Origin of the sequence: Camelimonas lactis, from assembly GCF_004342915.1 — a bacterium.
GTDB classification, from domain to species: Bacteria; Pseudomonadota; Alphaproteobacteria; order Rhizobiales; family Beijerinckiaceae; genus Camelimonas; species Camelimonas lactis.
Genome location: NZ_SLWL01000021.1, coordinates 16804 through 36940, shown reverse-complemented (window position 1 = coordinate 36940; position 20137 = coordinate 16804). Strand labels below are relative to the sequence as shown.

General features: G+C 64.5%; 15 protein-coding genes. 7 read left to right on the top strand and 8 right to left on the bottom strand.

Annotation, left to right across the window (positions count from 1 at the left end; genetic code table 11):
* Positions 1-128: 128 nt before the first annotated feature.
* The 6 genes from EV666_RS16500 to EV666_RS16475 form a co-directional block, all read right to left on the bottom strand.
* Positions 129-1394, bottom strand: a complete 1266-nt coding sequence (locus tag EV666_RS16500; protein ID WP_132010552.1) for a porin — start codon at positions 1392-1394, stop codon at positions 129-131.
* Positions 1395-2000: 606 nt separating this feature from the next.
* Entirely contained in the window at positions 2001-3359 is a 1359-nt protein-coding gene (locus EV666_RS16495) for an MBL fold metallo-hydrolase RNA specificity domain-containing protein (RefSeq protein WP_132010550.1), read from the bottom strand.
* Positions 3360-3599: 240 nt separating this feature from the next.
* The gene (gene metB, locus EV666_RS16490) at positions 3600-4805 is read right to left on the bottom strand and encodes a cystathionine gamma-synthase (RefSeq protein WP_132010548.1); all 1206 of its coding nucleotides are present in this window, start codon (positions 4803-4805) and stop codon (positions 3600-3602) included.
* A gap of 13 nt (positions 4806-4818) precedes the next feature.
* A complete protein-coding gene (locus tag EV666_RS16485; RefSeq protein WP_132010546.1) occupies positions 4819-5454 on the bottom strand; it encodes a peroxiredoxin in 636 nt (211 codons plus the stop codon).
* A gap of 127 nt (positions 5455-5581) precedes the next feature.
* Entirely contained in the window at positions 5582-7312 is a 1731-nt protein-coding gene (locus EV666_RS16480; RefSeq protein WP_132010544.1) for an NADPH-dependent assimilatory sulfite reductase hemoprotein subunit, read from the bottom strand.
* Between the two features lie 10 nt (positions 7313-7322).
* Entirely contained in the window at positions 7323-9254 is a 1932-nt protein-coding gene (locus tag EV666_RS16475) for an assimilatory sulfite reductase (NADPH) flavoprotein subunit (RefSeq protein ID WP_132010542.1), read from the bottom strand.
* Positions 9255-9414: 160 nt separating this feature from the next.
* On the opposite strand from EV666_RS16475, the gene EV666_RS16470 reads away from it, so the two are divergent.
* A complete protein-coding gene (locus EV666_RS16470) occupies positions 9415-10272 on the top strand; it encodes a LysR family transcriptional regulator (RefSeq protein WP_132010540.1) in 858 nt (285 codons plus the stop codon).
* Positions 10273-10413: 141 nt separating this feature from the next.
* Here EV666_RS16470 and EV666_RS16465 read toward each other — a convergent pair whose 3' ends face one another.
* Positions 10414-12156, bottom strand: a complete 1743-nt coding sequence (locus tag EV666_RS16465; protein WP_165910061.1) for a sulfatase-like hydrolase/transferase — start codon at positions 12154-12156, stop codon at positions 10414-10416.
* A 134-nt stretch (positions 12157-12290) separates the two neighbouring features.
* Between EV666_RS16465 and EV666_RS16460 the strand changes: the two genes are divergently transcribed.
* The 4 genes from EV666_RS16460 (at position 12291) to EV666_RS16445 (ending at position 17235) form a co-directional block, all read left to right on the top strand.
* Positions 12291-12572 (top strand): hypothetical protein, encoded by a 282-nt coding sequence (locus EV666_RS16460; RefSeq protein WP_132010536.1) that lies wholly within the window; start codon positions 12291-12293, stop codon positions 12570-12572.
* A gap of 75 nt (positions 12573-12647) precedes the next feature.
* Entirely contained in the window at positions 12648-13862 is a 1215-nt protein-coding gene (locus tag EV666_RS16455) for an ABC transporter substrate-binding protein (protein WP_132010534.1), read from the top strand.
* Positions 13863-14505: 643 nt separating this feature from the next.
* Positions 14506-15528 carry a class I SAM-dependent methyltransferase gene (locus EV666_RS16450; protein ID WP_165910060.1) on the top strand — a complete coding sequence of 341 codons (1023 nt, stop codon included), beginning with the start codon at positions 14506-14508 and terminating at the stop codon, positions 15526-15528.
* A 279-nt stretch (positions 15529-15807) separates the two neighbouring features.
* On the top strand, positions 15808-17235 hold the full coding sequence (locus EV666_RS16445; RefSeq protein ID WP_132010530.1) for a DUF1254 domain-containing protein: 1428 nt from the start codon (positions 15808-15810) through the stop codon (positions 17233-17235).
* A 298-nt stretch (positions 17236-17533) separates the two neighbouring features.
* Here EV666_RS16445 and EV666_RS16440 read toward each other — a convergent pair whose 3' ends face one another.
* On the bottom strand, positions 17534-18256 hold the full coding sequence (locus EV666_RS16440) for a Crp/Fnr family transcriptional regulator (RefSeq protein ID WP_132010528.1): 723 nt from the start codon (positions 18254-18256) through the stop codon (positions 17534-17536).
* Between EV666_RS16440 and EV666_RS16435 the strand changes: the two genes are divergently transcribed.
* Positions 18255-18872, top strand: coding sequence for a pseudoazurin (locus tag EV666_RS16435; RefSeq protein WP_376884361.1), 618 nt, complete (start codon positions 18255-18257; stop codon positions 18870-18872). The genes EV666_RS16440 and EV666_RS16435 overlap by 2 nt on opposite strands.
* A gap of 41 nt (positions 18873-18913) precedes the next feature.
* Positions 18914-20104, top strand: coding sequence for an NnrS family protein (locus EV666_RS16430; RefSeq protein WP_132010526.1), 1191 nt, complete (start codon positions 18914-18916; stop codon positions 20102-20104).
* Positions 20105-20137: the final 33 nt, after the last annotated feature.

Here is a 20137-nt window from a genome sequence, read left to right as displayed (position 1 = left end):
CTCCGCCAAAAAACGGAGGTCTAGCAGGACTGGCATACTTTTATATCGGTGAGGCACGCCAGAAAATGGCGCACTTTATTCCCGGTGTTCTCAAAAATATATACATACCCGACGTATCGCCGGATCATTCAGAGCCGGTACTGGGCCATCAACAACACCTGGTGCGCGTTTTGCGACCGGCGCGGCATCCCGAAGCCCGTGGGCGTGAAATTGGCGGCCTGATACATGTTGTAGTCATACTGAAGAACCAGGGAGAACGGCGCGACCGGCGTCCACGTCAGGTTGGCGCCGAGATTGTAGTTCACGCCGCCCGATGCGCCATAGGTCGCCCGGGCCTCGGCGTTGCCGAGATAGAAGCGGGCGTACCCGCCAAAGAAGGCCGATTGCAGCTTTGGCGTCCAGTTGTGCAGGAACTGGGCTGTCATGTTCCAGCCTGTAACGCCGCGCAACCTCCCCGATCCGGTCACAAAGGCGTCGGGTGGAGAGAAGTCGCCGCTTGCATTGACCAGACCGAGATAGGTGGTCGCCCCGTTGACGTAGGCAGTCTGGAGAAACAGCGAGTCGCCCGGCGCAATCCGGGGCAGATCGAACACAACGCCCGCCTGTAATGCATAGCCCCAGATTCCCGGGTTCTGCGCCCCCTCGTATCCCTGCGCTGGCGTCGAAAAAGTCTTGGCCTTGACGCGATGCAAGGCGGCCGAGAACTGCAACTCGCCCCACGCGCCCTTTTGGGCAATGACGCCAACAAAATCCGGCACGGAGGTGTTTTGCCTGAAAATGCCTTTTGAGCGGGCGTTGGCCGCATTAATGCCGCCCATGCGGGCCCACGGCTCCTCGACCGACAGCGCAACGCTCCAGCCATGCGCGAATTTATAGGTATAGGCGGCCAGCAACAATTGCTGGCTGTCGCCAATTGTCGCCGGGTCGGTTCCGATTACGTTCGCATTTGCATAAAAATCGAACAGTGAACCGCGATGCCCTAACGTAAATCCGGCATAATCAACATAGGCGTCCCACGGAACCAGACTGAATTTATAAGGCCCGTCAGACCATTCATCGGCGGTTCTGTAACGGAACCGCAGGTTGACAAAGGTTCTGAGCGGCCCGTAGGCCGTGGTCGTCTCCGTGTTCATCTTCACGCCGAGCGTGCCGATGCCGTACCATCTGTCGTTCTTCCCGGGGTATTTTGCATATGTATTAAAATACCCCTCAGCCCACAGATACGCGCCGAACTTGATGCATGTATCGGTTGATTCAGAGTAGAAAGCTGCGTTGTTGTCAGCGGTGCACCGGGCGCGCGCCGCATCGTCCGCCGCCTGGACCGTCGCGGCGGATGACACAAGAAGCGCCATCGCCCCCAGCCCGCCGATAATACAGGAAGGATAAACAGCCACCCCGTTTTCCTCCGGTACGCCGCGAATGGCCGCATGAACGCCGCGTGCCAATCGGGAGCTTGACCATTACTTGCCCGCCACCGGAGCAGACCGGGATATGCGCCATAAGTACTATCCAGAGACCCACCGGCGACGGCGACATCTGATTTGTGCTCGCCTGTTACCGATCAGACAATAGGAAAAGATAAGGTTGGTCGATCAAGTTTAGGTGAGTTTAATCCATCTCAACCATAAAAACATACGTCTCTGCATCCAGTACAGCCAAGTTACAGAGAGCTGTATTTTTTCATAGCCGATTTCCGGCTTTCGGTCGATTTCAGCATTGCACAGGTGCACTGTCAAGCAACAACGTCATAACCTGACTTATTGTCTATAGTATGCGTGGGCCTTCCACCCCGGTCATTCCTGTTCCCGTTCCGGCAACCATTGCCGTCTTGCGAAATCGGCGCCTGTGCGACATCCTGGATGCGCGCATATTCACGGTAACGCCGCGGCTGGAGGGGCGCGGGACATATGCGACGTCGTCCAGCGACAGGCGGATTGCGGTCGGCAATGGTTGCGGCGTGCAGCCGACGCGCGGCGCGCGGGCCAGACGGGAAGCGCCGGTTACAGGACGAATTCCTCGGCAGGCTCCGGAATGACGCTGCGCCAGCCCAGCTCCCCGTCGATACGCGCCTTTAACGCCATGGAGGCCTCCGGTTCGCCGTGCACGATGAACACGCGTCGGGGCGCGCGGCTGAACCCGGAAAGCCAGCGCATCAGCCCGTTGCTGTCGGCATGGGCGGACAGCATGTCCAGTTGCACCACTTCGGCGTTAATGGGCGTCAACGCGCCATGAATCTTGAGCGCTTTCGCGCCCTGTTGCAGCAGGCTGCCCCGCGTGCCGGGCGCCTGGAAGCCAGACAGCAGGATCGTGTTCCTGGGGTTGGGGCCGAAGGTCTTGAGATGGTGCAGGACGCGGCCGCCGGTCATCATGCCCGAAGCGGCAATGACAATCTTGGGAAACGTGCTCGCCGTGATCGCCTTTGAGGCTTCCACGTCATTCGTATAACGGGCGATGCTGAAGGCCGCGCGGCAGACCGCCGGCGACAGGCGGTGGTCGGGAGTGTGCCGGCACATCATGTCCGTGGCGTCGATCGCCATGGGGCTGTCGAGAAAAATGGGGACAGAGCCAAGCCGGCCCGCCTGTTTCAGGGTCCAGAAATGGTAAAGCAGCTGCTGCGCCCGGCCGACCGCGAAAGCCGGAATGACAAGCGTGCCGCCGCGCGCCATGGTGCGCTCCGCGATCGCCCCCAGGGCCATGGCCGGGTCCCCGTCAGGGTGCACGCGATCGCCATAGGTCGACTCCACCATGATGTAGTCGGGCGCGCCGCCAGAAACCGGGTCAGGGAAGAGGGGATCGCCGTAGCGGCCGATATCGCCGGAAAACATCAGGCTGCGACCGCCCCAGCGGATGTCCGCATGCGCGGCGCCAAGAATGTGCCCGGCATGGCGAAATCGCAACGTCGCGCCGCCTGGCAGGCTGACAGTCTTATCGAACGCCACCGCCGCGAAATGATCCATCGCCCGCAGGGCGTCGTCGATCCCATAAAGCGGCAGCGCCGGCTTGTGCCTTGTCAGTCCGTGCCGGTTGAGGAACTCCGCGTCCTTCTCCTGCAGGAACGCGCTGTCCTTGAGGATCAGCTCCGCGACGTCGCGGCTTGCTTCCGTCGCATAAATTTTGCCCCGGAAGCCGTCGCGAACCAGCCGGGGCAGATAGCCGCAATGGTCAAGATGCCCGTGTGTCAGCACCACGGCGTCGATGTCGCGCGGCGACGTCGGCAACGGCGCCCAGTTGAGTTCCCGAAGGTGCTTCAACCCCTGGAACAGGCCGCAATCGACCAGAATACGATGCCCCCCGAAGGTGAGCAGATGCTTCGAGCCGGTCACGGTTCTGGCTGCGCCAAGCGACTTCAATGTCAGCACGTCGGCTCCCTTGTCTCCCCTGCCCTGTCCGAGGATACAACCGGCGGCGCGCACGGGGATAGTCGCCTCACCGCCGTGAGAGCGGCGCGCCCCTGGCTGGCGGGAAGCGGCGCGGCGGGCGGGCCGCGCCGGGATCAAACTGACGGGATGGCGGAAGGCAGCGCTACAAATTCCTGCGGGGACGGGGCGGAACGACGGGACGGCTGATCCGTTCACGTCCGCCTGCCCGCGCTGGCTGCCTCAGCAAGGCTCCCCTTTCAGGGGTGCGGGGGCCGGCCCGCCCGCCCGGCTGCTCGCCGCCAGCGCGCCTGCAAGATCGGCGATCAGATCCTCCCCGGCCTCCAGACCGACCGACAGGCGCAGCAACCCCGCGCCGATGCCAGCGCGCCGCAGTGCATCGGCGTCCATGCTGGCGTGGGTCATGGTGACCGGGTGGGCAACCAGGCTTTCAACGCCGCCCAGGGATTCAGCCAGGGTGAAAATCCGCGTGGCGCCAACAAAACGCCGCGCGGCGGCGGCTCCCTCGCGCAGCTCGAAACTCAGCATGGCGCCAAAGCCCTGTTGCTGGCGTGCGGCCAGGTCGTGGCCGGGATGATCGGGCAGGCCAGGATAGTACACCCTCGCCACCTGCGGTTGCTCACGCAGGAAGCGGGCGATGGCCATGGCGTTGGCCTGCTGTTGCGCCACCCGGGGAAACAGGCTGCGCACGCCGCGCAGGGTCATGTAGGCGTCGAACGGCGCGCCGGTGACGCCGGTGACATTGGCCCAGTGCGCCAGCGCCTCCGCCTCGGCGGCGTCGGCGGCGATCACCGCCCCGCCCACCACATCGGAATGACCGTTGAGATATTTGGTCGTCGAATGAATCACGTAGTCGGCGCCGAGGCGGACCGGCTGTTGCAGGGCCGGCGACAGGAAGGTGTTGTCGACCGCCAGCCGCGCGCCAACGGCTTTTGCCTGCGCGGCGATCGCCGCGATATCGACAATGCGCATCAACGGATTGCTGGGCGTCTCGACCAGCACCAGCGAGGGAACATGCTTCAGCGCGCGGCTCATGGCGGCCGCATCGCCCTGATCAATGAACGCCGCCTCAAAACTGCCCCGCGCGCTGCGGGCCTGCAGCAGGCGGCGGGTTCCGGCGTAGCAGTCGTGCGGCGCCACGACGAAGGCGTCCCGCGGCAGGCGCGACAGCACCAGGTCGATCGCCGCCATGCCTGAACAGGTGATGACGGCCCCGGCGCCGCCCTCCAGTTTCGCCAGGGTGTCGGCCAGCAGGTCGCGCGTGGGGTTGGCGGCGCGCGAATAGTCGTAGCCGCTGGTCGTCCCATAGGCCGGGAAAGCGAAGGTGCTGGTGAGATACAGCGGCGGCGCCACGGCGCCGAAGCGGTCGCCGTCTGCGACGCCGTTGGCGGCCGCCACCGTGTGGGGGTGAACCGGTTTTCCGTCCATGACGGTCTCCCGCTTACGATTGGGCAAGTTGCACAAGCCTGAGGTAAGGGCGCAGTTCCGTCCACCCCTGGGGAAAGCGCGCCTGCGCCTGTTCATTGGAGAGCGCCGGGGAAATGATGACCGGCTCGCCGGGCGTCCAGTTGACCGGCGTGGAGACTTTCTCGTTATCGGTCAGTTGCAGGCTGTCGATGACCCGCAGGATTTCCGAGAAGTTGCGCCCGGCGCTCGGCGGATAGGTCAGCACGAGCCGGATCTTGCGTTTGTCGTCGATCACATAGACGGCGCGCACGGTCACCGTCGGATCCGCCTCCGGGTGGATCATGCCATAGAGGCTGGCGACCTTGCCGTCGGCGTCGGCGAGCAGGGGGAAGTTCAGCGCGTGTTTCTGTGTCTCGGCGATATCCGCGCCCCAGCGCTCGTGCGCGTCCAGCGGATCGACCGACAGGCCGATCACCTTGACGCCGCGCCGGTCCCATTCCGGTTTCAGGCGCGCCACCTCGCCAAGCTCGGTGGTGCACACTGGCGTGAAGTTTTTCGGATGGCTGAACAGCACGCCCCAGGACGATCCGAGCCATTCGTGAAACCGGATAGGCCCCTCGGTGCTCTGCTGCTCAAAATCCGGCGCTGTCTGTCCAAGTTGCAGCGACATGGTTCTGCTCCCCTGTTCTGGTTGAAGCAAACCCGTTCACGTCAGGTGAAACGGAATTTGCATTGTCCTCGCGTTCCGATGGCGTCCCGGTCTTCCGGCGGCGCCAGCCCGCGCTTCCGTAAGGCGTTCAGTCGTTGAAACGCCGGCCCTCCAGCACCTCCGGGACGAGGCCGGCGCGGATGGCGAAATCGCCGAAATGCTCGCCCGGGGCGCGCTCACGGGCGTAGCGGCCGAGCGCGCTGTCGAGACAGTCAAGGATCGCCTGTTCACCGACGTTCTCAAGCGCCATCTTGTTGAGGCGCTGGCCGTGAAAGCCGCCCCCCAGATAGAGATTGTATTTGCCAGGCGCCCGCCCGGTCAGGCCGATCTCGGCGATGTAGGGCCGGGCGCAGCCGTTGGGACAGCCGGTCATGCGGATGGTGATCGGCTCGTCCTGGAGGCCGTATCGATCAAGGATGGCGTCGATCTTGCCGACAAGCGCCGGCAGGTAACGCTCGCTCTCCGCCATGGCGAGACCGCAGGTCGGAAAGGCGACGCAGGCCATGGAGTTGCGGCGCAGGCCGCTGCCGCCGTTCAGGGCGTCAAGCCCGTGTTCGCGCAGCAGCGCCGCCATGGCCGGCCGGTCCGCGGCTTCGATGTCGGCGATCACCAGGTTCTGGTTAGGCGTGACGCGGAACCGGCCGGCATGGCGACTGGCCACGGCGCGCAGGGCGTCGAGCAGGGCCAGGCCGCCGACATTGCTGATGCGGCCATTCTGCACGAACAGGGTGAAATGCCAGCGTCCGTCCGCGCCTTCCCGCCAGCCCAGCGCATCGCCGTTCGAGGTGAAGGCATATGGTCGGGCCGGCGCCAAAGCGTAGCCCAGCCGCGCCTCGATCTGGGCCCGGATGACATCCAGCCCCTTGTCGTCAATGGTGTATTTGAAGCGCGCCCGGCTGCGGTCAACCCGGTCGCCGAAATCACGCTGCACGCCGATCACCGCGTCGCAAACGGCTATGACCTGATCCTTCGGAATGAAGCCGATGACGCTGGCGAGCCGGGGATAGGTGGCTGGCGCGTTGTCGGTCCGGCCCATGCCGCCGCCAATGGCGACGTTGAAGCCCTTCAGCTCCTCGCCCTCGGCGATAGCGATGAAGCCCAGGTCCTGGGCGTAGACATCAATGTCATTGACCGGGGGAATGACGAAGCCGATCTTGAATTTGCGCGGCAGATAGGTCGCGCCGTACAGCGGCTCCTCCGGGCCGGATCCCGCGCCCTTTTCCTCCGCGCCATACCAGATTTCGTCATAGGCGCCGGTTTTGGGGATGGCGTGGTTGCTGGCCTTGACCGCCAGGGCGAGCACTTCGGCGTGCAGGGCGGACAGCTCCGGGTTGATCGAGGCCATGACGCCACGCGTATCGTCGCCACAGGCGGCGCGAGTATCGAGCAGCACGTCGCGCAAGCCCTGGATCACCGGGCGCAAATCCTGCTTGCGCACATGGTGCAACTGAAAGGTCTGCCGTGTCGTCAGGCGCAACGATTCACCGGCGTGGCGGCGCGCCAGTTCATCCAGCTTCAGCCATTGCGCCGGCGTCAGCACGCCGCCTGGCAGGCGCACCCTGGCCATGAAACGGTAGGCTGGCTCCAGCTTGCGACGCCGGCGTTCATCGCGGATATCGCGGTTGTCCTGCTGGTAAAGTCCGTGAAACTTCATCAGCTTGATGTCGTCGCCAGGAACGGCGGCGGTCAGCTCCGCCTCCAGCCCCGCGGCGATGGAGCCGCGAAGCTGCCGGCTGTTGGCTTTCATGGTTTCGTCGGGGCCGAGCCGCTCGAGCGGCTGTGAAATATCGCGGCTCCGGTCGATGACGGCGTCGGTCATGACTGTGCTTTCAGTAAACATCGATCTGGTAACGGTGACTGGCCTGCAGGGCGGCGATGTAGTCATGCGCCGCAGCGACGCCCTTGCCGCCATGCCGCTGCACGATGCCGAGCAGGGCCGCGTGCACGTCCGGGGCAAGGCGGCTGGCGTCGCCGCAGACGTAGAGATGCGCGCCATTCTCCAGCCAGTCGAAAACATCGCGGCCATGCTCGGCCAGGCGGTGCTGCACATAGGTTTTCGCCGCGCCGTCGCGGGAAAAGGCGACGTTCATCCGTGACAGGACGCCATCGCGCAGGAAGCCCTGCCATTCGGTCTGGTAGAGAAAGTCGCTGTCGAAGTTGCGCTCACCGAAGAACAGCCATGACGGCCCACGCGCGCCGCGCGCCTCCCGCTCCTGAACGAACGCCCGATAGGGGGCGACGCCCGTGCCGGCGCCGATCATGATGATGGGGATATCGTCGCCCGGCAGGCGGAAGTGCGGATTTGGCTGGACATAGACCGGCAGCACGCCGCCGTCGGGGCAGCGTTCGGCCACGTGGCTGGAGGCGACGCCGGCGCGGTCAATGCCGTTGAGCTGGTAACGGACCGTGCTGATGGCCAGATGGGCTTCATCGGGGGCGAAAGCCAGGCTGGACGCAATCGAATACAGCCGCGGCTGCAATGGCCGCAGGCCGGCGACAAACGTCTTCGCGTCGACGCCGCGGGCCGGATATTTACGGAGCAGATCGAGCACATGGTTGCCGCGCAACATGGCGCCGCGGGCGTCGGCGGCGTCCGGCCCGAGCAACGCAGCGAGGTCTTCCGCCCGCGACAGCCCCGCCCAATGTTCAAGGAAGCGCGGGGTCGCGGTGGTGATTTCCAGCCGGTCACGCAGCGCCTCGCCCAAAGGCAGCGCGCCGCCACGCAGCTCCACCCCGGCGTCGGCGGGCAGACCGACAGCCTGCAACACGGCGCCGACCAGGGCCGGATCATTGCGGGGCGTCAGACCGAGCGCATCGCCCGGTTCGTACGCCAGCCCCGAGCCCTCGAGCGACAGCTCCAGGTGACGGATTTCCTTGCTGGAGCCTGAAGAAGTCAGCGCGATGTTGTCGATCACCGCCGCGCCGAAGGGGTTGCGCTTGTCGAAGGCGTTGACCGGCTGCCCCGTGGGCGCGGGTCGCGGGCCTGACGCCAGGCCGCTGGTTGGCCGGGCGCCGGCCAGGCCTGCTTCCTCTGGCGCGAAACGGGCGACCACGTCCGCCATCCAGGCCGCAGCCGGTTCGTCATAGTCGATATCGCAATCGACGCGATCGCGCAGCCGGGCAGCACCCAGTTCCGCCAGGCGCGCGTCCAGACGCCGGCCGGCGCCGCAAAAGAATTCGTAGGAGGAATCGCCCAGCGCCAGAACGGCGAAACGGACGTCGGCGAGGCGCGGCGCCCGGCGCCCTTCGATGAACTCGAAAAAGCCGGCGGCCGACGCTGGCGGATCGCCCTCCCCGTGGGTGGAGACGATGAACAGCAGGTCCTGCTCGTCCTTCAGCGCCCGCGTTTTGTAGGCGGCCATGTCCGCGACTTCTGCAACGCGGCCACTGGCGCTGATTTTGCCTGCCAGATCAGCGGCCAGCGCGGCGCTGTTGCCGGTTTCGCTGCCGTAAAGCACCGTGAGGCTGCGCGTGGACGCCTCTGGCGCGACGGCCGGGGCAGCGGCCGGTTGCAGGCCGGACGCCTGGCGCTGATGCTCGACGCCAGAGAGAAAGCCGCTGGCCCAGAGCAACTGCCTGTCGTCCAGCGACTGCGCCAGCTGCCGCAGCAGGTCCCATTGCCCGGCTGAAAGGCCCGAACCGAAAGCGACCAGGCTGGCGCCGAATGCGGCGCCGTCCTGTGGGGATGAAGCCCCTTCGCGCCCGGCGCCATCCGGCCCGCCGGAGATCAGGTCCTGGTTTCGAAATTCAGATATGCCCATGGTTTTCTGGCGCCTCGCGGGCGGCGGCCCGTGCCGGCGGCCCGTTATTCACATTATTACATTGTTATTCATTTCAATTCCTCAGTGAGAATGGCATTTCGCCAGTCTCCTAACAAATTCATTTGATTGCGTTTAAATGCATAAATTTTAATATGAAGCCATGGATGTTCATCAGGCCCGCACATTCCTCGAAATCGCCCGCAGCGGCAGCTTCGTCGCCGCGGCGGACAGCCTGCACATTACCCAGACAGCGGTCAGCGCCCGCATCCGCACGCTCGAAGGGCTGCTGGGGCGGCGGCTGTTCATTCGCAACAAGGCGGGCGCGCGACTGACGCCGGCCGGGGAACGGCTGCTGCGGCATGCCCGCGTCATGGTGCAGGCGTGGGAGCGGGCCCGGCAGCAGGTCGCCCTGCCGCCGGGTCGCCGGGAAGGCGTGATCATCGGCGGCGAGTTGAGTTTGTGGCGGCCGCTGCTGGCGGACTGGCTGGTGCTGATGCACCGGCAACATCCCGATATCGCGCTGCGGGCCGAGGTGGACAGTCCCTCCAGCCTGCTCGCCCGCGTCCAGGACGGCGCGCTTGATCTGGCGGTGCTGTACCATCCGCCGACATGGCCAAACCTGGTGTCGGAACTGTTGCAGGAAGAGAAGCTGGTGCTGGTCACCACCGATCCCGGCGGCGCCTTCATGCCGGACCAGTATGTGCAGGTCGACTGGGGTGCGGCTTTCGCCGCCAATTTCCAGGCGGCCTTTCCGGAAACCGGCGCGCCGCCGGTTTCCATCTCCCTGGGACCGCTGGCGCTGACCTACCTGCTGACCGTCGGCGGCTGCGGCTATTTCCGGCTTGGCGCGGCCCAGCCATTCCTTGACGAGGGGCGTTTGCGCCGGGTCAGCAACGCGCCGGAATTTTCACACTCTGCCTTCGCCGTCTATCCAGGCCGCTCCGACACCGATGTGCTGCAACTGGCCTTGCAGGGTCTGCGACAGACCGCCAGCACGGGCGCCGCGCCAACGATATGAGGTTCACGCAACATTCAGCCGCCGGCCTGGGCCGACCCCGCCGAACGCCCCCTGACGCGCATACCCGGGAAACGGCGTGGCCCGCACGGGGCATGTTTGCGCCGGATTTCCCCGCGACCGCGCGGACCCGGCAGCCCGCCGTCAGGGCGTTGGCGTGGCCGGAGCCTGGGTGATGGCGTCGCCGCGCCCCAGCCCGTCAGGAGGCGCGTTCGAAACCATGTCTTTTGCCCGGCGCTCCTGAACCGCCGGATCGACATCGTGCCAGGCCGGACGCTGTCCAAACAGGCCGAAGATATCGCCAGATACGAAACGCGGCGGCTCGCGGATGTCGTCCAGCAACGATTCTGTATAGATTCCAGCAATGTCGGCGGGGCTGTATCCCATCAGCTCCAGCAATGTCGGGGCGATGGCAAAATGCGACGCCCGCCCCCGAATGCGTCGGGTTGCCGCGACGAACCTCTCCTGCAACGACCTGTCGCCGGTGGCGACCATCAGCGGAACAATGCCCTCCTGCGGGTCGACGTTCCCCAGTGCGCTGCAATGGGTCAGACGGTTGGGGCTGAAATGCTGTCCGTGATCCGATGTGTATATCAGCGTCGTGTCATCGTTGCTGGACTCGCGCACAAGCCTCGCCATTGTCCTGTCCGTGGACCATGAGATGGCCCTGCCATAGGACGCCGGGGCCCCTGCTTCCATGGCGGCGTCGGCTCCAGGGTCCGGCGTAAAAGCGGGCGGCGCATTGTCCTGATAGGGAAAATGCGCGCCGTTCTTGTTGGCGTAAATGAAAACACGATCGCCCGCCGCCAGCTCATCCAGAACCAGGTTGACGAGCTCATCATCAAGCGCGTGGGCCGGACGGCCGCTGTCCAGCTTGTGCAACCTGTCAATCCCGACAGCCTCTCCAGGCGTCATGAAATTCTGCAGCTTGCCATAGACACGGATAAAGCCGGCCTGGGCGTCGATATAAACCGTGCGGAAGCCGGCGGCCCGCGCGTACTGCCAGACGGTCGGGCTGGTCAGGACGCTGTGAAACAGGTCATCACGCCGCGCCATGAAGCGCAGCAGGGCGTTTGAAATATTGGAGCAGTTTCCCGCCGAGACGGCAGGCCCGAAGTCGATCCAGCGCCTGCTTTCGGCAGCCATTTGCGGCGTCAGGGCATTACCCGGCGTCAGGTTGATGAAGTCCGCGCGGATACTTTCGTCAACGATCATCACCACGGCGCGCGACAACGGCTTGCCGGGAGACATGCGAACCGGCTGCCGCTCGGGAAACGCCGCAGTATTGATTTTGTAACTGGCCAGGGATGCCAGCGCGAGAGGCGCAAACTGTTTCGGCATCGCCTCGGACCCCTTGCCCTGGCGATACAGCACCACCAGGGCTATGAGCAGGATGGGCGCAACCGGCGCGATGGCCGCCAGCCTCTTCCAGTGGCCGCCGGCGCTTGAAAAGAACCCTGGCGGCATGGCGAAAGCAAGCAGACTGACCGCAAAAACCGCAACCGCCGGTATGATGGCATTGGCAAAAAAGGTCGCGGCCCGCCCAACCTCATGACGGGCAGACCAGAAGTTCAGCAGATCGTAGATGAAAAACTCGGCGCCCTGGGCCACATGGTAACCATAGGCCGCGGCCCCGGCGACGCTGACCGGAACGGCCCATAGCAGCCGCACCCCGGGCCTGGGGTGAAATGCCGCCGCCGCCATGGCCGCCAATGCGCAGAGCCAGAGGCCCGAAAAGATCAACAGGGTAAGGAGCCGGTTATCCGTAGCCAGGAAAACCATGCGGGCGCCGACGCCGGGATTGGTGAGAACAAGGACGCCGGCGAGCAGCGCCAGCTTGACGGCAAGCAGGCCCCGGTCAACACGCAGTTTCGCAAGCCCCGCCATGCGCCCAACCCCGCCCCAGTCCATCGCGCCAGGCCCATCCGCGCGGATCCATCCCGCACTGAAATATCCGGGCGCTCCGAATTGCGAAGAATGACCATTTTATGACACGCGCCACGCTATTCTTGCGAAGATAAATGATCCAGATCATCAAAATTGGTAGGCGCCCCTTCCAAAGGGTTGGAAACAGTCGGCAGACCTCCACCCGGCGCGGCGGCGCATGTCTGCCGGAAGATGCGCCATCGCCAACCATCTTCCTGTCGCGGCTTGAGATATTTGCAGGTCTTTTGGCGGAAGCCGCTGATACAGGGCGCGGAATTCTCTTAACCGGGGCCGGCAGTCGCAAGGCTGTTCGCGGCGCCCTTGCAGCGACGCATGCGCTCCATGACGTTCGCGAAGTTGTCGCTATCAATCGATAGATTTAAATTGATATTTAAATTATATGCGCTTCATGAACCTGCGCGACACGGCGCATGGAAGTAAGGGGGGAAACCATGGACAGACGCAAATTCCTGCTGGCTGGCGCAGGCGCGCTTGGCGCCAGCGCGCTTGGCGGCGCGCCGGCGGTTGCCGGCGGGGTGAAGAAGTATGACAGGGGCGCAAGCGATACCGAGATCCGCCTTGGCCAGACGATCCCGTATAGCGGCGCGGGCTCGGTCTATGGCGTTGTCGGCCTCGCCCAGGCTGCATATTTCGATGAGCTGAATGAGAAAGGCGGCGTGAATGGCCGCAAGATCAGGTTCATTTCTCTTGATGACGCCTATAGCGCTCCCAAGACCGTGGAGGCGACCCGTCGCCTTGTGGAGCAGGAGGAGGTTCTTGGCCTGTTCGGTTCGCTCGGCACCGCCACCCAGGCCGCCGTGCAGCGGTATCTGAACAGCAAGAAAATTCCGCAGCTTCTGCTGAATGCCGGCGCGCCACGCTGGAACGACCCTCAAAAATTCCCGTACACGACGCCGGGCATTCCGCTTTACTCGATCGAGGGGCGCATCCTGGCGAATTATGTCGCCGCGCGGAAACCCGGCGCAAAAATCGCGGCGCTTTATCAGAACGATGAATTTGGCCGCGATTACATCAAGGCTTTCCGTGAAGGACTGGGCGACCGGGGAACAATCGTCGCCGAGGCCCACTACGATCTTACCGACGCCACGGTCGATTCACAGATGCTGAAGCTGGTCCAGTCGGGCGCCGATATATTTTACAATTGCTCGTCCGCCAAGGCGGCCTCGCAATCCATCAGAAAGGCGCACGAACTGGGCTGGACCGCGGAGCAGGTCCTGATCAGCACCTCGACCAGCGCCTCCATTCTGAATGCGGCTGGCAAGGCGGCGGCGCAGGGCATTGTCGCGGCGCATTACGTCAAGCAGATTGGCAGCAAGCGTTGGGAAAATGACCCCGGCGTCAGGACCTGGCAGGCGCTTCGCGCCAAACGCCTGCCCAATATCACGCCGGACAATTCCACGGCCTTCCTGGGTTACGGGGTCGCCGTGCTGATGCACCAGATTCTGGAGCGGTGCGGCGACGAGCTGACGCAAGAGAACCTGCTGCGTCAGGCCACCAGCCTCCAGGGCATCACCACGCCGGCGCTGCTGCCTGGTATTTCTTACGCAGCCACGCCAACAGACTATTCACCGTTCAACGCCCTGATCATGGGCAAATACAACGACGGTGAATGGGTGCTCGGCGACAGGGTGACCGCAGCGGGCTGAAAAACCGGCCAGGGACGGGGCCAACGTCGCCCCGTCCCCGCCTCCATTCACGCAACGTTCCCGACCCGGCGCTTCCCCGCCAGGCATGGCCCCAGTGGGCGCCGCCTGACCGCGTCAGGCCGCTGGCTTCCGTACGCCCGTCGCCCAATTAAACGCTCATTTGAAACAGGCGCGCCGGGAGCGCCCGACCGCATGCGGCCGGCGCCGGACCAGATTTTACCGGTTGCGGAGCACGGCTCCATCGCCGCCTTTTACCCGGATCGGGCAGCAGGGCGCGCCCGTGACGCCGAATGACGCCGCGCGGACCCTTGTTCCAAAGAAATAGCCGGCGGCGCCCGGCGCCGGCGCCTGTATCCCCGACGGCGCCTGTGCCCCCGGTGGAAACGCCGCGGGATACTGGCGGCTTCTCCTGTCCTGCATCCAGCGCTGGGCGCCCCTCATCAGTCGCCAAACTGCTTTCACATGGCAACGAAATCCGGCAAGCTTGAATTCAATTGACCCACGTCATTGATTCACTCGAATTGCAAGGGGTCGATCAGGCATAGCCAGGTATTTTATTCAGGGACCCGCAGGATAACGCCCCATGCGCCTCACGCTGCCCAACGCCCACAGCGCCCCCGCCGCCGACCGGGACTACGCCAGCATGATCTGGCAATACCGACAGGCGGAAACGATCGCCGCGATGATCCATGTGGGCAACGAACTTGGCCTGTTCACGGCGATGGCCGATGCGGGACCACTGACTGCGGACGCGTTGGGGGAAAGAACGGGCCTGCATCCGCGCTGGCTGCTGGAATGGATGCGGTTGCAGGCGGCTGCGCGTGTTCTGGTCTATTGCGGCGAGGATAGTTTTCAGTTGCCGGCGGAAGCCAACGCCCTGCTGGCTGACAAATCCTCCCGGGCGTTTGCGGCGGACAACTTCGCCGGCGGCCCCACGCCTGCGCAGCTTGACGGCCTCATGGAATCTTTCCGCACTGGCATCGGTAAAACCTACGAATCCGAAGGCATGGACGGCGTGACCAGGAGCGAGGAGCGGCATCGTAAATCGGCCGAACAGCAGGTCGTGCCAAAGATGATCCCGGCCCTGAGCGGCGTGCTGGAGAAACTCACGCAAGGCGGGTTGGTGGCGGATGTGGGCTGCGGGGACGGGGCGTTGGTGCTCGCTATGGCAAAGGCGTTCCCCAACTCGGTTTTTCACGCCATGGAGCCCAACAGATTTTCCATTGCCCATGTAGAACGGCGCATCGCCGAATACGGGCTTGGCAATGTGCATACGTTCATCGCGCCCGCCGAACGTTTTCCGCATGACGAACGCTACGATCTGATTGTGACATTCGACTGCATTCACGATATGCCTCACCCGCAAAACGCCATCCAGGAGATCTATCGGCATCTGCGCCATGACGGCACATGGTTTATCAAGGATATCCGCTCGAAGCCGAAGTTTGAGGACAATCTGCGCAACCCGATGCTGGCGATGATGTATGGCTTCTCCCTGTTCTCCTGCATGGCGTCGGGCATGTCGGAGCCAGGCGGCGCGGGTCTTGGCACGTTGGGATTTAACCCCGAAGTCGCCGAGCGCATGAGCCGGCAGGCCGGCTTTACCCGGTTCAGGATGCACGACTTCCACGATCCTGGAAATCTCTACTATGAGGTTCGCCCTTAAGCCCGGGCAATAGAGGGATCGCATGGGGAAACAGCCGCCGCGACGGGCCGGGACAAGCGGACCCGCGCCCATGGCGTCGGCGCGGCTGACCGTAGACGGTCTTGCCGCCGGGCGTGGCCGCGCGGCCTGGAGCCTGGCGGCCGCCATGACCGGGGCGCTGGCGCGAGGCTATGGCGCAGGGATCGCCCCATGCCCCTGCTATGGAATTCGGCCAGGTTGAACGGCGGTTCATTTCGCCTTGTTGTTGCGGACACTTGCGACAATGTTGGGGAGACTGTCATGAACATCACGCGCAGAGCCGCGACATTTGGCGGACTGGGACTGCTGGCCGCGGCTGCGATGAGCCGCTCCGCCCTGGCCCAGCACGGCTCGTTCCTTGGCATCGAGGACGGCCTGGAAGATTTCTGGACCGCGACCAACGCCTATATCTACGGTTACCCCCTGGTGACGATGGAGCTGACGCGACGGGCCCTGACCAACGTGGCGCAGCCCGAGGGCACAAAGGCGCCCATGGGACAGCTCATCAAGATGCGCCACTACCCTGACGCCTCTTTCCGTGACGTTACGGCGCCCAACGCCGATACGCTTTACACCACGGCATTCTTTGATGTTGGCAAGGAGCCGTGGGTTCTCAGCATCCCGGACATGAAGGATCGATATTTCCTCATGCCCATGCTGGACGGCTGGACGAACGTGTTCCAGGTTCCCGGAAAGCGGACCACCGGCACAAGCGCACAGACCTATGCGATCACCGGGCCTGGCTGGAAGGGCGACCTTCCCGACGGCGTGCGCGAGTACAAGTCGCCAACGGACATGGTCTGGCTGCTCGGCCGCATCTACTGCACCGGCACGCCGGAAGACTATGCTGCGGTTCACAAGCTGCAGGACGCGTTCCGCCTGGTTCCCCTGAGCTCCTACGGCAAGGCCTACACGCCGCCTCCGGGCAAGGTGGATCCGTCCGTGGACATGAAAAAGTCCGTGCGGGATCAGGTGAACGGCATGGACGCCGTCGCCTATTTCACGCTTCTCTGCAAGTTGATGAAAACCAATCCGCCGGCGGCCGCCGATGCGCCGGAACTGGAGAAATTTGCCCGCATCGGCATCGTCCCGGGACAACCCTTCGACGCGAGCAAGCTGAAAGCCGACTTTGTCAGGCGGATACCGCAGGTCGGCTTCGACCGGATCATGTTGCAATTCAAGATCAATGATGCAGTGAAGCACGAGAAGGGATGGGCTTTTACTACCAAAACCGGCGTCTATGGCGCGAACTACCTGATGCGCGGGCTTATCACCGCCATCGGTCTCGGCGCCAACCGCCCCCAGGACGCGGTCTATCCCACGTCGACGGCGGACGCCGGGGGCAGCAAGTATAATGGCGGCAACAAATATGTCATGCACTTCCCCAAGGGGCATCTGCCGCCAGTGCAGGGGTTCTGGTCACTGACCATGTACAACAGCCAGTACTTCTTTGTTGAAAATCCACTGAACCGTTATTCGATCAGCCCGCGGCAGGATCTCAAATCCAACCCCGACGGGTCGACCGATCTCTACATCCAGCATGAATCGCCGGGGAAGGACAAGGAATCCAACTGGCTTCCCGCGCCGGCCGGAGACTTCCTGCTGATGCTCCGCATGTACTGGCCAAACGAAACGGACCCCTCGATCCTCGATGGCTCCTGGAGCATTCCCGCAGTCAGGAAAGTTTGAGAGCCTGCTTGACGGCCGGGGGGGTCGGGCTGGCGCATTGCCATGCAGTTTGCTGGATCCGCGTGGCCTGCCGCACCCACGATGCGCGGCAGGCTGGCGGCGACCAGACCTTCAGCGCTGATCCGTCCGGTCGGGCGCCTGGAAGCGATCAGGTTCAGGAATGCCGGAGCCTTCATTCCCTGCACCGGTCGCCAGCAGGTCATTCTGTATTGGCAGTTCGCGCCGCAACGGGTCGTGATGGGCGGCGCGGTCGGGGAACGTGAGCGGACGCCTGCCCTGGCCAGGCGGCGGCCCGCGGTCAGGGGCCATGCTCGCCGCCGGCGTCAGGCGGGTGGTTGCCGGCGCGGGCCTGAAGGCGGGCGAAATCGGTCACGGTCACCCGCTGGCGGCCGCCCGCGATAATGCCCATGGCTGTCCATGCGGCAAGCAGGCGGCTGACGCTATGCAGAGTCGCCCCCGTCATCTCGGCGATGTCCTGACGCGATAACGGAAAGCTGATCTCCAGCCCCGCTCCTGTCTGGCGGCCGCTCTGCCGCGCCAGCCGGCACAGCGCCCGCGCCACGCGCTGCTCCACCTGCCCGGTTGCCATATCAATCAGCTGGGCCTGCGTGTCCTGCAACCGCCGGCCAACCGTCCGGCAGGCGGCGGCGGCGAAGCCCGGCGTCCGGGCCATGAAACGCTCCCAGAGGCTGCCCGGCCAGGCCAGCGCCACGCAATCAACAGCCGCGATGGCGCTGGCCGGATAAGTCGCCTGGCCAATGGCCTGGGCAATGCCGATCAGCTGGCCAGCGCCAATATAACGCATGATCACCTGATCGCCGGCGGGCGTTGTCCGGACCACCCGCACGTGGCCATCCAGCAGCAGGAAAAAGGCGGCGGCCTCCTCACCCTCCGCGAAAACCGCCGTCTCCCGCTCAATCCGCAGCACGCGGGCGTCTGCGAGAATCGCATCAAGCATCTCCGGCCCCGCGCCCTGAAACACCTCCATGTCGGCGATCAGGGTCCGGTCAGGCTTCCGCATGGCGCCGCCAACACCGCCGCCTGCATCTGAATTGCGCATCACCGTCCCCCAACGTTTCCATGCGTCCCGGCCAGAAACAGCCAACTCTTTGCGCTATCGCAAACCGGTCCGCCGCATCGCCATTTATAGTCCCCCCGACATCGGGTGTCATGAACACCAGCGGGAGAGGACCACCATGATCGGACGGATTGCATTGGCCGCGACAATGATGGCGACGGCCATGGGATTCGCGCAGGCCGCGGACCACGAGATCAGGATGCTGAACAAGGGCGCCGGGGGGTTCATGGTGTTTGAGCCCGCCTTCATCCAGGCCGCCGTCGGCGACACGGTCACCTTTGTCCCAACGGACAAATCGCACGACGCGGGCTCGATCACGGGAATGGCGCCGGCCGGCTCAATGCCGTTCAGGGGCAAGATCAATGAAAAGCTGACGGTGAAGCTTGATGCCGAGGGCTTGTATGGCGTCAAATGTACGCCGCACTATGGCATGGGCATGGTGGCGCTGATCGCTGCCGGCAAACCGGTGAACCTGGATGAAGCCAGGGCCGTGAAGCACCCCGGAAAAGCCCAAAAGGCTTTCGAGGCGCTTCTGGCCAGAGCCGCAGCCGCGCAATAGTCCGCGAAGCCGCCGTCGCCACAACGGGCTGGAGGACCAGCATGTCGATTCTGCGCTTCCGCCCGGACGCCCCGCCGGCCCTGCTCTCTTACGGCTTTCGGCCATTCTTCCTGCTCGGCGCGCTCTACGCCGGGCTCGCGGTTCTGATCTGGCTGCCAATGCTGCGGGGGGCGCTCGAAACGCAGAGCTTGTTCGCGCCCCTCGACTGGCACATTCACGAAATGCTGTATGGCTATCTGGCCGCCATTCTCACGGGCTTCCTGCTCACCGCCATCCCCAACTGGACCGGACGACGGCCGGTTCAGGGCTATCCCCTGCTGGGCCTTGCGCTGCTCTGGATCGCGGGGCGGATCGCCGTTTTCTTTTCGGCCGACATCGGCTGGCTGGCGACGACGGTGATCGACTGCGCCTTCCTGACGGCGGTGACGGCGGCGGCGATGATCGAGATCATGAACGGCCGCAACTGGCGTAACCTCATGGTCATCATTCCGGTCAGCATCTTCGCGCTGTCCAATATCCTGTTCCACCTGGAGGCGCATTTCGCCGGTGTTTCCGACATGGCGCGCCGGCTCGGCATCGGCGCCGCCGTTGTTCTCATCGTGCTGATCGGCGGGCGCATCATTCCGGGCTTCACGCGCAACTGGCTGGCGCGCGAGAACCCGGGCAGGCTCCCGGCGCCGGTCAGCCGGTTCGACATGGCGACGGTTTTGCTGACCGCGTTCAGCCTCGCGCTCTGGACGCTCGCCCCAGCCACCCTGGCCACCGGCTTTTTGTTGATGATCGCCGCTGCGTTCAACGCCGTCCGGCTGGCGCGATGGGCCGGCTACCGGGCGTTACGTGATCCGCTCGTCATGATTCTTCACCTCGGCTACGTGTTCGTTCCCGTTGGCCTGTTGCTCGTGGGTTGGCAGATCGTGGACCCGGCCCGCCTTTCCCCCGCAGCCGGCATTCACGCCCTCGGCGCCGGCGCCATTGGCGTGATGACCCTGGCGGTGATGGTGCGCGCGACCCTGGGCCATACGGGGCGCGCCCTGCGCGCCGGTCCCGCCGGATGCGCGGTTTTCACGGCGGTGCTGATCGCCGCGATGACCCGCATCGTCGCCGGTCTGAACCTCGCCGGCCCATGGCTGGTGGAGTTGAGCGGCGCCGCATGGGCCGCGGCCTTCATCGGCTTCGTCCTGCTTTACGGCCCCATGCTGCTTGGCCCGCGCGTGGAGCGCCAGGCCCCATGAAGCCTCGGGCCCCACAACCACGCCCAAACGCCG

Coding starts and splice junctions, on each gene's coding strand:
- metB (WP_132010548.1), bottom strand. CDS start 4,805: ATGGACGGAAAACCGGTTCACCCCCACACGGTGGCGGCCGCCAACGGC.
- EV666_RS16465 (WP_165910061.1), bottom strand. CDS start 12,156: ATGGCGGGGCTTGCGAAACTGCGTGTTGACCGGGGCCTGCTTGCCGTC.
- EV666_RS16485 (WP_132010546.1), bottom strand. CDS start 5,454: ATGTCGCTGCAACTTGGACAGACAGCGCCGGATTTTGAGCAGCAGAGC.
- EV666_RS16475 (WP_132010542.1), bottom strand. CDS start 9,254: ATGGGCATATCTGAATTTCGAAACCAGGACCTGATCTCCGGCGGGCCG.
- EV666_RS16435 (WP_376884361.1), top strand. CDS start 18,255: ATGGCGCCGCCAACACCGCCGCCTGCATCTGAATTGCGCATCACCGTC.
- EV666_RS16460 (WP_132010536.1), top strand. CDS start 12,291: ATGATCCAGATCATCAAAATTGGTAGGCGCCCCTTCCAAAGGGTTGGA.
- EV666_RS16480 (WP_132010544.1), bottom strand. CDS start 7,312: ATGACCGACGCCGTCATCGACCGGAGCCGCGATATTTCACAGCCGCTC.
- EV666_RS16450 (WP_165910060.1), top strand. CDS start 14,506: ATGATCTGGCAATACCGACAGGCGGAAACGATCGCCGCGATGATCCAT.
- EV666_RS16445 (WP_132010530.1), top strand. CDS start 15,808: ATGAACATCACGCGCAGAGCCGCGACATTTGGCGGACTGGGACTGCTG.
- EV666_RS16440 (WP_132010528.1), bottom strand. CDS start 18,256: ATGCGGAAGCCTGACCGGACCCTGATCGCCGACATGGAGGTGTTTCAG.
- EV666_RS16455 (WP_132010534.1), top strand. CDS start 12,648: ATGGACAGACGCAAATTCCTGCTGGCTGGCGCAGGCGCGCTTGGCGCC.
- EV666_RS16430 (WP_132010526.1), top strand. CDS start 18,914: ATGTCGATTCTGCGCTTCCGCCCGGACGCCCCGCCGGCCCTGCTCTCT.
- EV666_RS16470 (WP_132010540.1), top strand. CDS start 9,415: ATGGATGTTCATCAGGCCCGCACATTCCTCGAAATCGCCCGCAGCGGC.